The sequence below is a fragment of the Pseudomonas nicosulfuronedens genome (genome assembly GCF_005877905.1).
Classification (GTDB): domain Bacteria; phylum Pseudomonadota; class Gammaproteobacteria; order Pseudomonadales; family Pseudomonadaceae; genus Pseudomonas; species Pseudomonas nicosulfuronedens.
Genome location: NZ_SWDV01000009.1, coordinates 1 through 13,094, shown reverse-complemented (window position 1 = coordinate 13,094; position 13,094 = coordinate 1). Strand labels below are relative to the sequence as shown.

The following is a 13,094-nucleotide window of genomic DNA, read 5'->3' as shown; positions in this document are numbered from 1 at the left end:
CAAATCGGTCACTAATCGTCGCTATTTTCCAGCGGAAAAAGCCTCTAGATTCATGGCCACTGCGCGAAGAACCGCGCCAGCCACGATGCAATCTCCACTAACAGGATGTGCCCATGCAACAGAAGCTTCCGCACCTGATCGGCATGCTCGACTCGCCCTACGTGCGCCGCGTCGCCATCACCCTGCGCCTGCTCGGCATCGAGTTCAGCCACCAGTCGCTGTCGGTATTCCGCACCTACGAGGAATTCCGCGGCATCAACCCGGTGGTGAAGGCGCCAACTCTGGTAATGGGCGACGGCCAGGTGCTGATGGATTCCACCCTGATCATCGACTGCCTCGAACACCTGGCCGGACGCAGCCTGATGCCCGCCGAGCCGGCCGCGCGGGTACGCGCCACGCGCTTGCTGGGCCTGGCCCTGGCGGTCATGGAGAAGGCAGTGCAGCGCTACTACGAACAGCAGCGGCCGGACGACAAGCAGCTCGCCACCTGGCAGGAGCGGGTCGACCAGCAGTTGCACGCCGCCCTGGCGCAACTGGAAGGCGAGTTGCGCGAGATGTCGCTGGACGCCGGCGCGCCGCTGGATCAGGCCGGGCTGAGCATCGCAGTGGCCTGGACCTTTGTGCAGTTGCTGCACTCCGAAGACATCCCGGCAGACAGTTACCCGGCGGTGCACGACTGGGCGGAACAGGCCGAAGCGCTGGAGGCGTTCAAGGCTTTCCCGCCGGTGTGATCCCTTGGCACGGAACCCAATTGGCCGTAGGAGACTCAGTCCTTGGGCAATTCTTCATGCTGCTGTCTGGTAAAACGCAGCAAGCCGAAGCAGATGACGAAGCCGCAGAGCGCCAACCCGGCGGCGGCCAGGAAGATCGACGCGTAGCCGTGGCGGGCGGCGACCAGCCCCATCAGCGGGCCGGCGACGCCCATTGCCAGGTCGAAGAACAGTGCGTAGGCACCCAGCCCCGCGCTGCGGCTGCTGGCCGGGATGCGTAGCACCGCCTCGACGCCCAGCGACGGATAGACCAGCGACAGGCCACAACCGGTAAGCGCCGCCCCCAGCAGCGCGAATCCCGGCCCCGGCGCCTGCCAGAGCAGCAGCAGGCCGAAGACCTCCACGCCCAGGCAGACCACCGCGACGGCGAAACCGCCGAAACGGTTGACCATGCCCGAGAAGATCAGCCGAGCGCCGACGAAGCAGACGCCGAAGGCGGTCAGGCACCAGGCCGGGTTCGCCCAGCCCTGGCTGCCGTAATAGAGGGTGATGAAGGTCGCCAGGGTGCCGAAGCCGATGGAGCCGAGCATCACGCACATTCCGTAGGGCAGCACGCGGCCGAGCACGGCGTGGAAAGCCATGCGCGTGCCGGGAATAGTCGGAACCTCGTCCCGGCCACGGGCCGCCAGCCAGCCCAGCGCGGTGAGCACCAGGATGCTCATGCCCAGGCTCCACAGGCCCAGCGAGGCCGACATGGTCACGCCCAGCGGCGCTCCGATGGCGATGCCGCCGTAGCTGACGATGCCGTTCCAGGAAATCACCTTGGCAGTGTTCTGCGTGCCCACCAGCGCAATGCCCCAGCTCGCCGTGCCGATCCCCAGCAGCCCCTGCGCCAGGCCGAACAGCAGGCGGCTGCCGAGCAGCAGAGTCAGGCTCAGCCAGGCCACGGACTCGAAGCTGGTGGATGCCAGCACCAGCACACCGCCGACGCCCAGTACGCCCAGGCCATGGAGCACGGCACGCTTGGCCCCGTAGGTGTCGGCCACGTAGCCCGCCAGCGGGCGGGACAGCAGCGTGGCGATGTACTGCAGGCCGATCACCGCGCCGGCGATCACCGTCGAGTAGCCAAGGCCTTCATGAACGAATCCGGGCAGTACCGGCAGCAGCAGGCCGATGCTCAGGAACAGGACAAAGGTGAAGAAGACGGTCGCGAGGATGCGCAGGGTGACGGAGGCGGTTCGCTGCTCGGACGAGCTCATGGACGGGCCTGACGGTGGGTGGCGGAGCGTGTGCGGGGACGATTGAAAGCAGGCTATCTATTTCCGCCCCGATTGCCAATCCGAACCTTGCTCGTCGGCCGATGCTCCTATAGTTGTTCCATTGCCGCGCGCCGTGGCGGCGCGCTCCCTACGCATCAAGGAGATCGTCATGGACACCAGCCAGCACAGCCTGAGCGCCCTGTTCAAGCAACTGGGCCTGCCCGACGGGCGCAAGGACATCGACGCCTTCCTCGGCAGCCACCGCCTCGCCGATGGGCAGAAACTACCGGACGCGCCGTTCTGGAACGCCGCCCAGTCGCAGTTCCTGCGCGAGGCGCTGCAGCAGGATTCGGACTGGACCGAGGAAGCCGACGAGCTGGCGGTGCGGCTGTCCAACTGACCCGCAACGCACCCGCAGCGACCTGAAGTAGCCCTACTTCAAATAGGAGCGCAGCACGCCCATGACCTGTTCCAGGTCTTCGTGGCGCTGCTCCGCGGTGCGGTCCTCGGCGCCCAGGTGATCGCGCAGGTGGCCTTCGAGCACTTCGGCCATCAATCCGTTCACCGCGCCGCGGATGGCGGCGATCTGCTGCAGGATCGCCGCGCATTCGCTGCCCGCCTCCAGCGCCCGCTCCAGCGCCTCGCTCTGGCCCTTGATGCGCCGCACCCGGGTCAGCAGCTTCTTCTGGTCCTTGATGGTATGTCCCACGTCAAAACTCCTAAGGTATACTGGGGTATAGTATCCAGACTGATCCTGTGGACCATCATCATGCAGCACGCCGCCCACCCGCAAGACGGTCGCCACGACCACCAGTTCCACGAAGGCAATCCCCTGGCCGAACGCAACACCCTGCGCGCCGCGCTGCTGACCGTCGTGATGATGGTGGTGGAGATCGCCGGCGGCTGGATCTTCAACTCCATGGCGCTGCTGGCGGACGGCTGGCACATGAGCTCCCACGCCCTGGCACTGGGGCTTGCCTTCTTCGCCTACGTGGCGGCACGGCGCTTCAAGGGCGACGCGCGCTTTGCCTTCGGCACCTTCAAGATCGAGATTCTCGCCAGCTACACCAGCGCCATCCTGTTGCTGGGCGTGGCGGCGCTGATGATGTTCGAGTCTGTCGCCCGGCTGCTCTCTCCTTCGCCGATCCACTACCAGCAGGCTATCGCCATCGCGGTCATCGGCCTGCTGGTGAACCTGGCCTGTGCTTGGCTGCTGCGCGGCGAGCACCATCACCATGGCCATGATCACGCTCATGGCCATGACCATCACCACGACCATGAACATCATGACCATGGCCACGACCTGAACCTGCGCGCCGCTTACCTGCACGTGCTGGCCGACGCCGCCACCTCGGTGGCGGCGATCATCGCCCTGATCGGCGGCCTGATCTGGGGCGCCGCCTGGCTCGACCCGCTGATGGGCATGGTCGGCGCGGTGCTGGTGGCCGTGTGGTCAGTCGGCCTGCTCAAGCAGAGCGGGCGCGTGCTGCTGGACGCGGAGATGAACGACCCGGTGGTGGAGGAAATCCGCGAGGTAGTCGCCGAGCTGCCCTATCCGGCGCGTATCACCGACCTGCACCTGTGGCGCGTGGGCAAGTCACGCTACGCCTGCATCCTCAGCCTCGCCAGCAGCGGCGACCTGACGCCAGAACTGGTGCGTCAGCGCCTGCAGATCCATGAGGAGCTGGCGCACATCACCGTGGAGATCAACCCGATCCCCACCTGAGAACTGCACCCGGAATGACCGGAAGTCGTGGCGGCTTTGACGGCCGCCACGCCGCTGCGGCCTAATGCGCAGCCTGTCGAACCCGATCGCCTGCCCGCATGTCCAGCTCCCGCTTCTCCACCGCCCAGCAACGCGCCAGCATCCTGCACCTGCCCGCCGGCCCCTGGACGACGGTGCTCGATTGCCTGTGCGCGCGCTTCCCGGCGATCAGCCGCGACACCTGGCTGGACCGCATGGCGCGCGGCAAGGTGCTGGACAACAACGGCCAGCCCATTGGCCCCGCGCACCCGTATCGCGAAGCCCTGCGCATCCATTACTTCCGCGAGGTGCCGAAGGAAGCGCCGGTCCCCTTCCAGGAAAGCATCCTGTATGCCGATGATCACCTGGTAGTGGCGGACAAGCCGCACTTCCTGCCGGTAACACCCGCGGGCCAGTACGTCGAGGAAACCCTCCTCGCCCGTCTCGCCAAGCGCCTGGACAACCCGCAACTGGTGCCGCTGCACCGCATCGACCGGCTCACCGCCGGGCTGGTGCTGTTTTCCGCCAACCCAAACAACCGCGATGCCTACCAGGCGCTGTTCCGCGAGCGACGCATCGACAAGATGTACGAGGCCATCGCCCCGGCGCTGCCGCAACGGGAATTCCCGCTGGTGCACCGCTCGCGGATGGTCGAGGGTGATCCCTTCATCCGCATGCAGGAAGTGGACGGTGAGCCCAACAGCGAAACACAGATCGAGGTACTGGAGCAGCGCGGTGACCTGTGGCGCTATGGGTTGCATCCGGTGTCCGGTAAACGCCACCAGTTGCGCGTGCACATGTCGGGCCTGGGCGCGGCGCTGTGCTTCGACCCGCTCTACCCGACGCTGCCGCCGCGCGGCGAGCGGCCACCGGAGGATTTCGACAAGCCGCTGAAGCTGCTGGCCCGGCAACTGGCGTTCATCGACCCGTTTACCGGTGAGGCACGACAATTCAGGAGCCGGCTGGAACTGACCTGGCCTTCCATCAATTTCATCGATGGTCACCCTTAAGACGATCCATTTCCGTCGATAGCGGCCCGGATGTTTTCATAGCTCCACCCCAAGGAGAGAAAGCATCGGGAGCCCGATCATGAGCTACAGCGCCAAGTCCTTTTCCGCCCTCGTCAACGCCCTGCGCGCCGATGGCATCACCCGTCCCGAACAGATGGCCCGCCAGCCTTTCCGCAATGCCCAGGGCTTCTGGTCCGCGGTGGCGAAGAAATGAACCTTGTGCGGCGACTCCCGCCTGCGCTGCGCATGGATGCGGTGATCGTCCTCTACGCCATGGCCGCGGCCTGGCTTGTTTTCTCTGGCCTGTAACGCCGGGCCGCCGAGACAGACACAATTGAAAAGGGCAGCCGAGGCTGCCCTTTTTCGTGTCCCGCGCGGCACTGCCGCGCTCCATCCTCACTTCTTCAGACAGGTGCTCATGAACGCCTTGCGTTCATCGCCCTTGAGCGCCTTGGTGGTGGCGTCGGCGTTGCAGGTCTTCATCTTCTCCTGCTGCGGCGTCATCGCCTTGGTGTCACTGCCGGCCTTCAGGCAGGTGCTCATGAACGCCTTGCGCTCATCGCCCTTGAGCGCCTTGGTGGTGGCGTCGGTGTTACAGGTCTTCATCTTCTCCTGCTGCGCGGTCTGCGCGGCGGTGGCAGCAAAGCCTTGCGCCGAAAAAAGCAGAGCCAGGACGAGCAGCGGAATCCGAACGGTGGTCATGGAGTGGTCTCCCAGGATGGAATTGCCACTCTGAGCGTAGCTCGCAGCCCAGCATTCGCGAGGGCTGCGACGCGATGCTGCACGTCAGCCCTCCCGGCTCGTGATGGCTTGCACGAGGCATAAAGAAAAATTAGCTATATACAAATTCGAATTGATAATTTTTTGAAATATCAAAAATGCCGCAGTATGGCGCTGCCACCCATTCGGTACGCCAGGAACCCGCCATGTCGCTGTTGACCCTTCCCAATGCCCGCGAGCAAACCAAGTCGGTCCGCGCCACGGTGCTGGTGTTCAAGGACCCGCGCTCGCAGGAGTTGCTCAACCGTATCGAGCGCCTGGCCCCCAGCGAAGCCAACGCGCTGATCATCGGCGAGACCGGCACCGGCAAGGAACTGGTCGCGCGGCATATCCACAAGCTCAGCCGCCGCAGCGGCGCGCCCTTCGTGGCGGTGAACTGCGGCGCATTCTCCGAGACGCTGGTGGAAAGCGAGCTTTTCGGACACGAAAAAGGCGCCTACACCGGCGCTACCAGCAGCAAGGCCGGCTGGTTCGAGTCGGCCAACGGCGGCACCCTGTTCCTCGACGAAATCGGTGACCTGCCGCTGAACATGCAGGTAAAACTGCTGCGCGTACTGCAGGAGCGCGAGGTCGTGCGCCTCGGCTCGCGCACACCAGTGTCGATCAACGTGCGAGTGGTCGCCGCCACCAACGTCAACCTGGCCGACGCCGTGGTGGCCGGGCACTTTCGCGAGGACCTGTTCTACCGCCTGCATGTCGCCACCATCCGCCTGCCCCCGTTGCGCGAGCGTCCCGGCGACATCCTGCCGCTGGCCGAATTCTTCCTCGAAGAGCACTGCCAGCGCCTGGGATACAACCGCGCGACCCTGAGCCTCGAGGCCGAACGCAAGCTGCTGGGCCACACCTGGCCGGGCAACATTCGCGAGCTGGAGAACGCCATCCACCATGCCCTGCTGGTATGCCGCAACCAGCAGGTGCAGCCTGGCGACCTGCAACTCGCCGAGCTGCCGTCGGCGCCGCGTCACGACGCTCTGCGCCACGAAGCCTTCCCCCACGCCCTGGCTCCTCGCGTCGAGGCCACCCTGGAGCAGGCGCTGCTGGAACTATTCGAAAGCAACAAGCCCGATCTCTACGAGCACGTCGAGGAAGTGCTGTTCCGCACCGCTTACCACTTCTGCCATGGCAACCAGCTGCAGACCGGTCGTTTGCTGGGCATCAGCCGCAACATCGTTCGCGCACGCCTGGAAAAGATCGGTGAACTGAACCTCAGCCGCACTGGCTGAGGTGAGTTCAGCCTGCACCAGCAGCGGGCTGAAACCGTCCGTCGGCGATCCCCGCCCGACCTCCCCCCGCGAAAGGTTATAATCCGCGCCGTTTTTACGGCCGGCACGCCAATGCGACCTCAGCGTCTACACTGCCAGGGTGACGTCCCGGCAAGGCGTCGATCGCCGGCGACCGTCCTATCGTCACCAGCTTCTAGTCAATATTTCCTAGTCATCAGCTTTTAGTCATCAGGAATGATCGTGACCAAAGACGAACTGCGCGCGGAACTGGAGCGCCAGGAGCAACGTTTCAAGGATGAACAGGGCGGCGAAGTAACCCTTTATGCCGCCCAGCCCGAACCCGGCAAGAAACCCTGGCGCAAGCGACCCAGCGTGCAGGACAAGGCGTTCGACCGGGAACTGGAAAGAATCGAAGAAGAACGACTGAAAAAGGATCAGGAAGCCGCTTCCGTTTAAATCGCAGGTACGGCCCCAGGCTGAAGGATCTCCCCGAATCCATTGTGGGAAAGTCTCGAAGCCATGGGCGAGCAGCGCTCCGTGGGGGAGCCCGCCAGTTGGCCTGCAAACACTCATCCGATGGGCCGGCGGCCCGCGTGGAAGCATTGCAAACTTTTTCCACCCTGCCTGAAAGCGCCGTGCGACGAGGCGTCGCGCAAATTGGAGAAACCGTTTCAGGCTAAATACGGTGCTCCAAGCTTCTGGCATAATCGCCGCCCCGTCTCCGACCGGTCATAGAATTTTCATGTTCGATCTCTTCAGCGGACTCGATGTCTGGGTGGGTATCAGCCTGGTGCTGGCACTCGCATTCGTCCTGGCCTTCGAGTTCATCAACGGCTTCCACGACACCGCCAACGCGGTGGCCACGGTCATCTACACCAAGGCCATGTCCCCGTACCGCGCGGTGATCCTGTCCGGCATCTTCAACTTCCTCGGCGTGTTGCTCGGTGGCGTCGGCGTCGCCTACGCGATCGTCCACCTGCTGCCGGTGGAGCTGCTGATCAACGTGAACACCGGCCACGGTCTGGCCATGGTGTTCTCGCTGCTCGCCGCGGCCATCACCTGGAACCTGGGCACCTGGTACTTCGGCATCCCGGCTTCCAGCTCGCACACCCTGATCGGCTCGATTCTCGGCGTAGGCCTGGCAAATGCCCTGATCAACGGCGTACCGGTGGCCGACGGGATCAACTGGGGCAAGGCCATCGACATCGGCCTGTCGCTGATCTTTTCGCCGCTGGCCGGCTTCATCGTCGCGGGCGCCCTGCTGATCGGCCTGAAGTGGCTGTATCCGCTGTCGAAGATGCACAAGACCCCGGAAACCCGCCGCGACGTCGACGAGAAGAAGCACCCGCCGTTCTGGAACCGCCTGGTGCTGGTGATCTCGGCCATGACCGTGAGCTTCGTGCACGGCTCCAACGACGGCCAGAAGGGTATCGGCCTGATCATGCTGGTGCTGATCGGCATCGTCCCGGCGAAATTCGTCCTCGATCTGAACAGCACCACCTACCAGATCGAGCGCACCCGCGACGCCGCCATCCACCTGCAGCAGTTCTACAACCGCCACTCCGACACCCTCGGCGAGATGCTCGCGCTGGGCAAGGCCGGCGAAGCGGACATGCCTGACCTGTACCGCTGCGAGCCGAAGCAGACCGAAGCGACCCTCAAGGGCCTGCTGGGCGATCTGCACGGCGTCTCCAGCTACAACGACCTGAACGACGACGAGCGTGTCCAGGTACGCCGCTACCTGCTGTGCCTGGACGACACCGCGAAGAAGGTCGGCAAGCTGTCCGAGCTGCCGTCCCGCGAGAAAGCGGACCTCGAGAAGCTGCGCAAGGACCTGACCAGCACCACCGAATACGCGCCCTTCTGGGTGATCATCGCGGTGGCCCTGGCCCTGGGCATCGGCACCATGGTCGGCTGGAAGCGCGTGGTGCTCACCGTCGGCGAGAAGATCGGCAAGCAGGGCATGACTTATGCCCAGGGCATCGCCGCCCAGCTCACCGCGACCGCCGCCATCGGCATGGCCAACATCTACAGCCTGCCGGTCTCCACGACCCACGTGTTGTCCTCGGGCGTAGCGGGCACCATGGTGGCAAACCGCAGCGGCCTGCAAGGCAGCACGATCCGCAACATCCTCATGGCCTGGGTGCTGACCCTGCCCGTGTCGATTGCGCTGTCCGCCGGCCTGTTCTGGCTGTCGTCGCGCTTCATCGGCTGACCTCGCGCCGCGCACTATGAAGAACGCCTGCATCCGCAGGCGTTTTTCATTTCCCGTCACTCAAATAGTGATGGCCTGTCGCGGCAGCCGGATGACGAACCGCGCACCGCCCTTGTAGTTATCCACAGACAGACTGCCGCCCATGTTGCGGATCAGGTCGTGGCTCACCGACAGCCCCAGGCCAGTGCCCTTGCCGATAGGCTTGGTGGTGAAGAAGGCCTCGAAGATGCGCTCCATCACTACCGGGTCGATGCCACCGGCGTTGTCGCGCACATGCAGCTCCACCCAGCCTGGGTCCGTAAAGGGCTCCTGCGACACACCGACCCAGCGCGCGCCCTCCTCTCCTCGGCCAAGCAATGCGTCACGGGCGTTGGCCAGCAGGTTGATCAGCACCTGCTCCAATTGGTCGGAATAACCGCGCACCACCACCCGCTGTGCCGGTGGTCGGCACTCCAGGCTGATGCCCTGCTGCGTCAGGCTTTCGCCCAGCAGCGCGACCGCGCCTTCGCAAGCGTCATAGGGGTCGAAGGGTGCAGCCTCCAGCTCCGACTTGCGGCTGAATACGCCCATGTGGCTGATCACCCGTGAGAGACGGTCGATCTGCGCGTCGGCGCGCTCCAGCTTTTCCTTCAGGTATTCGGGCTCGCCCAGCTTCTGCCGTGCGTTGTAGAGGGACATGCGCATGACATGCAGGGGCTGCTTCATCTCGTGGGCCATGCCGCTGACCATCTCGCCCAGGCTGGCCATTTTCGCGCCTTGCGCCAGTTGCTGCTGGGCGTGCCGCACGGCGGTGTTGTCACGGCCCACGGCCTGGATTTCCACCAGTCGTCCTTCGGCATCCAGCAGCGGCCGGTCTGACCAGATCAGCCAGAGGTTGCGCTGGCCGGGCAGGCAGAAACGCAGTTCCCAGGAGTCGTCCGCCGCGCCTTTGCCGCCTCCCACCAGGCGTGCGCGCAGGGCGCTGCAGTCCTGTTCCGACAGCCACTCGTCGAGTCGCCGGCCGAGCAGCGCATCCACCGGCTCTCCCAGTACCTGGGCGAAGGTGTGGTTGATGAAGGTCAGCTGCAGGCTGGGGTCGTAGCGGCAGATCAGCGCTGGTGAGTCCTCCACCAGGACGCGGTAGCGCTCCTCGCTCTCGGCGATCTGCAGCGCGGCGAGGTGCTGCTCGGTGACGTCCAGCCAGAGGCCGACAGCCTCCTGCGGGATGCCCTGGATGTCACGCAGCAGCTTGGCCTCGTCGTACAGCCAGTGCCATTCTCCAGCGCTATCGCGCAAGCGGTACTCGGTGCGCACGCGGCCTTCGCGCAGCAGCTCACGGCCACGATCGAGGAACGTTTCCAGGTCTTCGGGGTGCACCCGTTCGGCCAGCGCCTGCCAGTTCTGGCCCTGCAGGTCGAGGCCGAGCAGGTTGCCGGCACTCTCGCTGTAGAACTCGGGAATCAGGTGCCCCTCCTCTACCCGCTGCACGTAGATCACCACCGGTGCGCTGTCGATCAGGTTGCGCAGCCGGGCGTGGGCGGCCAGAGCCTGTTCTTCCTGCAACTTGCCCTCGCTGATGTCCAGCAGCACGCCGTCCATCAACTGGTCGCCGGCACGCGCCTGCCGCCGACCCTGCAGGCGTAGCCAGCGGCGCGTCTGGGTGGAAGCCGCACCGCGCAGGCGCAGGTCCTGGACCAGACGCCCCCCCGGCTGCAGGTTGCGCAGACGCAGGCCGAGTTCATCGGCGTCAGCGGGATGCAACTGGCTCAGCAGGTCGGACAGCGCCAGCTGCAACTGCCCGGTAGGCAACCCAAGGCTCGCCGCCACCGCCGGCGACAGTTCGAACAGGCCCTCGTCGACGTGCAAGCGCCACCAGCCGCCGCCTACCATGTCCTGCAGCAGGCTCAGGCGCCGGCTGCTGTCGCGCAGGCTGTGCAGCTCGGTGCGCTCGTGGACGAGGTTCGTGAGGATCTCCGCCAGGTACTGCCAGTCGCTCGGCGCCAGCCCCGGCCAACTGCCGCCGTGTTCCATCGGCTCGGCCAGCAACCCCGCCAACCTCCCGCCGCGCACCGGTGCCGGGATCAGGTAGAGCTGGGCGCAGCACAAGGTGCGCAGCAGCTCCGACGGGCTGCCGTCCGCTCCCAGCAGACTGGCACCGCTGGCGGCGCGCAACTCATCGCCGGGCAGGGCGAGGTTTTCCCGCAGCAGGCTGTCGAAACCGGGCTGCACATAGCAGGCAAAAACCCGCAGGCTCTGGTCCGGCGCTTCCAGCAACAGGGCCATGCTGCGCATGTGAAAGTTGCTGCAGAACGCCTCCAGCACCTCACCGACGGCCTCGCCGAGGCGGCGTTGGGAGCTGTGCCGCAGGCGCGCCAGCAACAGCTTGCTGAGGTTCAGGCATTGCAGCTTGTGCTGCTGGCTGTCGGACTGCCAGTTCAGGTCGGAGATGTCCGTACCCAGCAACAGGCAGTGCTCGTTGGCCTGCAGGACGGCCTGGAAGCGGCAAACCAACGGTAGGTCGCCGGTGCTGCGCAGTACCAGGTCGAGCCGTTCGCCACCGCGCAGGCTGGACACCTGCATGCCGCCGGGAATGCGCCGGTCCAGATAATCACCCAGCCCAGGCAGGTCACCGTTGCCCGGCGCCGGCGGCAGCAGCCGGTGAGCCTGGCTGCCGCCACGGGCGATGACGCGATCACGGCTGTCCAGCTCCAGCCACAGGTCCCAGTGGCCGGTCACCACTGGCTCGGCCAGCTCTTCCACCGGCAGCGCCGGACGCCGACGTGCCGCCAGAGGCCGACTCGGCACCGGGTTGTCGTTCATCTCATGCTGGCCACGCGGCCTGGAGCGCCAGAAATCGAACATCCGGGCCTCAGAGCAAGACGCTGGCGGTGCTGCTGAGCACGTCGGGCAGGCGCGGTATCGTGCCGATTCCCGGCAGGGTCAATAACGGGACGATGGGCGAGGTGGCATAGGGATAGCTGACGCACACCCGGACTCGGGTGTACTGCCGCCCCGAGACCGTTTCCGTCACCGGGGTGTCCATGAACTGCCCGCTGTAACAGCCGTTGCGCCAGCTCGTGGGCATCCAGCTCAGGCGCTGGGTCACGGCGTTGTCCACTGCCGCTTTCAGGGCGGCGTTGTAACCACCCGCCGCCTGGGGATTCACCGACACGGCTACCCGAGCCCCGGCCGCCGCCGCGTCGTTGAAGGACTGCAACATCAACAAGGGCACGCAATAGCCGAGAAGACCATAGAGAACGGCGAAGAACAGGACGAATACGGCGGCGAATTCGATAGCCACCGCGCCCCGCTGCGTGCCACGCCGGCCGACTCCGTTCATGCGCAATACTCCCAGACCAACTTGCAACTTGAATGATCGTTCAACTTATCGGCGCGGCAGAACTTTACTGAAGATACTCGCCGTCGGATAAATTCCACTATCGAGCAATACTAGGCGCTCTTCCGGGATTCGCCCTCATGGCTTGCAGGAATAACGTTACGGGCCAAATCCGATTTCGTATGGCTTGAATTGCAATATAGCGCTGACCTACCAGATACCTTAAAACTCCACGTAGCCGCTTCGTATGCTCCTGCTGGATAAGGATAGTCTCGATGCTGTACAAACTCTGCCTGCTGGGCTGGTTCGCACTGTGCGCCTATCAGGACCTCACTCGGTTGCGCGTCAGCAACTGGCTGACCCTGGGTGGGGCGCTGGCCGCCCTGTTGTTCCTACTCTTCACGGGCCACACGCTGACAGGCTTTGCGCCGCTTGCAGCGGGGGTCGCTGCGCTACTGGCGGCGCTGCTCAGCGTGCCGGGTTACTGGCTGGGAAAGCTGGGCGCAGCCGACGTCAAACTGCTGATCGCCCTGGGCCTGGCCAGCGACCCGCTGACGGTGCTGTACACCCTGGCGCTGGCCTGCCTGTTCTGCGTGGCGCTGATGTTCGCCAGCAAACTTTTGATTGATTCGGACAAAGTACCGGCTAATTGCAAATCGAAATTAGCGCCGTTGCGACCGTCAAAGTTCAAGTCATTTCCTTTCATCTTCGCGCTATTCGCCGGTCTTCTGACGACTTTGACCATCCTCCATTAATTATGATTCCGACAATTGGCAGAATCCAAACTTAACGACTATATGCTAAGGGTTAATACCACCTATCGCCTGATGGGAAGAT

The 13,094-nt window shown here is 64.7% G+C and carries 14 protein-coding genes; 9 read left to right on the top strand and 5 right to left on the bottom strand.

The genetic code is table 11. The features are described 5' to 3' along the window. Positions 1–113 precede the first annotated feature (113 nt). Positions 114–731, top strand: coding sequence for a glutathione S-transferase family protein (locus tag FAS41_RS09190; RefSeq protein ID WP_138521452.1), 618 nt, complete (start codon positions 114–116; stop codon positions 729–731). A gap of 35 nt (positions 732–766) precedes the next feature. Here FAS41_RS09190 and FAS41_RS09185 read toward each other — a convergent pair whose 3' ends face one another. Beyond that, on the bottom strand, positions 767–1,969 hold the full coding sequence (locus FAS41_RS09185; protein ID WP_138521450.1) for an MFS transporter: 1,203 nt from the start codon (positions 1,967–1,969) through the stop codon (positions 767–769). A 169-nt stretch (positions 1,970–2,138) separates the two neighbouring features. Between FAS41_RS09185 and FAS41_RS09180 the strand changes: the two genes are divergently transcribed. Further along, positions 2,139–2,369, top strand: a complete 231-nt coding sequence (locus FAS41_RS09180; RefSeq protein ID WP_138521447.1) for a DUF2789 domain-containing protein — start codon at positions 2,139–2,141, stop codon at positions 2,367–2,369. A gap of 33 nt (positions 2,370–2,402) precedes the next feature. Here FAS41_RS09180 and FAS41_RS09175 read toward each other — a convergent pair whose 3' ends face one another. Beyond that, complete coding sequence (locus tag FAS41_RS09175) at positions 2,403–2,678, bottom strand: metal/formaldehyde-sensitive transcriptional repressor (RefSeq protein ID WP_138521445.1); 276 nt, start codon at positions 2,676–2,678, stop codon at positions 2,403–2,405. 60 nt (positions 2,679–2,738) lie between these two features. Between FAS41_RS09175 and dmeF the strand changes: the two genes are divergently transcribed. The 3 genes from dmeF (at position 2,739) to FAS41_RS31315 (ending at position 4,937) form a co-directional block, all read left to right on the top strand. Beyond that, the gene (dmeF, locus tag FAS41_RS09170; protein WP_138521442.1) at positions 2,739–3,695 is read left to right on the top strand and encodes a CDF family Co(II)/Ni(II) efflux transporter DmeF; all 957 of its coding nucleotides are present in this window, start codon (positions 2,739–2,741) and stop codon (positions 3,693–3,695) included. Between the two features lie 98 nt (positions 3,696–3,793). Further along, complete coding sequence (locus FAS41_RS09165; protein WP_138521439.1) at positions 3,794–4,723, top strand: pseudouridine synthase; 930 nt, start codon at positions 3,794–3,796, stop codon at positions 4,721–4,723. Positions 4,724–4,802: 79 nt separating this feature from the next. Continuing rightward, a complete protein-coding gene (locus tag FAS41_RS31315; protein WP_017519380.1) occupies positions 4,803–4,937 on the top strand; it encodes a hypothetical protein in 135 nt (44 codons plus the stop codon). Positions 4,938–5,119: 182 nt separating this feature from the next. On the opposite strand, the gene FAS41_RS09160 is transcribed toward FAS41_RS31315, so the two are convergent. Then, the gene (locus tag FAS41_RS09160) at positions 5,120–5,425 is read right to left on the bottom strand and encodes a PsiF family protein (protein ID WP_138521437.1); all 306 of its coding nucleotides are present in this window, start codon (positions 5,423–5,425) and stop codon (positions 5,120–5,122) included. A gap of 224 nt (positions 5,426–5,649) precedes the next feature. Between FAS41_RS09160 and FAS41_RS09155 the strand changes: the two genes are divergently transcribed. The 3 genes from FAS41_RS09155 to FAS41_RS09145 all read left to right on the top strand — a co-directional run bounded on the left by FAS41_RS09155 (position 5,650) and on the right by FAS41_RS09145 (position 8,941). Further along, a complete protein-coding gene (locus FAS41_RS09155) occupies positions 5,650–6,726 on the top strand; it encodes a sigma-54 interaction domain-containing protein (protein ID WP_138521435.1) in 1,077 nt (358 codons plus the stop codon). Between the two features lie 240 nt (positions 6,727–6,966). Continuing rightward, positions 6,967–7,182, top strand: a complete 216-nt coding sequence (locus FAS41_RS09150; RefSeq protein ID WP_017519376.1) for a hypothetical protein — start codon at positions 6,967–6,969, stop codon at positions 7,180–7,182. Between the two features lie 286 nt (positions 7,183–7,468). Continuing rightward, positions 7,469–8,941, top strand: coding sequence for an inorganic phosphate transporter (locus FAS41_RS09145; protein ID WP_138521432.1), 1,473 nt, complete (start codon positions 7,469–7,471; stop codon positions 8,939–8,941). Positions 8,942–9,001: 60 nt separating this feature from the next. Here the strand turns inward: FAS41_RS09145 and FAS41_RS09140 are convergent, their stop codons facing one another. Beyond that, positions 9,002–11,782 carry a PAS domain-containing sensor histidine kinase gene (locus FAS41_RS09140; RefSeq protein ID WP_138521428.1) on the bottom strand — a complete coding sequence of 927 codons (2,781 nt, stop codon included), beginning with the start codon at positions 11,780–11,782 and terminating at the stop codon, positions 9,002–9,004. Positions 11,783–11,789: 7 nt separating this feature from the next. Continuing rightward, entirely contained in the window at positions 11,790–12,260 is a 471-nt protein-coding gene (locus FAS41_RS09135) for a TadE/TadG family type IV pilus assembly protein (RefSeq protein WP_138521426.1), read from the bottom strand. A gap of 272 nt (positions 12,261–12,532) precedes the next feature. Between FAS41_RS09135 and FAS41_RS09130 the strand changes: the two genes are divergently transcribed. Next, a complete protein-coding gene (locus FAS41_RS09130) occupies positions 12,533–13,012 on the top strand; it encodes a prepilin peptidase (protein WP_138521424.1) in 480 nt (159 codons plus the stop codon). Positions 13,013–13,094 lie beyond the last annotated feature (82 nt).